The sequence below is a fragment of the Flavobacterium undicola genome, from assembly GCF_009909155.2.
Lineage (GTDB): Bacteria > Bacteroidota > Bacteroidia > Flavobacteriales > Flavobacteriaceae > Flavobacterium > Flavobacterium undicola.
The window spans coordinates 1-660 of sequence record NZ_JAAAPM020000077.1 but is presented as its reverse complement, the minus strand read 5'-3'; the positions used below and the strand labels follow the sequence as shown (position 1 = coordinate 660).

General features: G+C 32.0%; 1 protein-coding gene and 1 pseudogene. Both read right to left on the bottom strand.

The features are described from left to right. A pseudogene (locus GTZ96_RS18150) lies at window positions 1-340 on the bottom strand (MFS transporter); the annotation flags it as partial. A gap of 133 nt (window positions 341-473) precedes the next feature. Continuing rightward, window positions 474-660, bottom strand: a 187-nt coding sequence (locus GTZ96_RS18145) for a hypothetical protein (protein WP_207720208.1), incomplete at its 5' end; no start/stop codon positions are given.

The following is a 660-nucleotide window of genomic DNA, read 5'->3' as shown; positions in this document are numbered from 1 at the left end:
GCATTAAAGGATAAGAACCAATATTGGCAGCTGGATAAAATAACAATGTTCCAAGAGCAGAAATTGCCAACCCCAATGCCAGTCCATTTTTATAGCCAATTTTATTGACTAAATCTTGTTTAAGTAATAAAGAAACTCCCATATAGATTAAGGAACCTACCGTATAGGAAATATAAAATGCAATCGATACAAACTGGCTTTGACCTTGGGTCAAATCAAATGCTTTTTTAAATACGGGAATTAATATGTCGTTACTGGCAGCAACAAATCCCCAAAAGAAGAATACGGTTGCTAGAGGGATAAATTGTCCCCATTGGGTTTTTGAATTTTCAGAAGCCATTCGTTTTTAGATTATTATAAGTTAATAATAGAGAGTATTTGAGAGAAAACTTTTTTTGATTTGGTTATAAATATTAATGTTACACCAGGGATGCTTTATGTGCTGTAATTATGCCCTGATGCTTGTTTTTAGATTATTTAAGAATTGTTTTTCCCACATTAATATCTTTAACAAATTTCCCTCCTGACCATTGTACAATTAATTTAAGTGGCACATTTGAAGTAATTATCATAGATGGTTTCTCCAGTGTATTTTTTCGTTTTTTGCATTGTATGTCAATGTTTCCATTTTCACCATAAGGATAATGCTTAACCCCATAT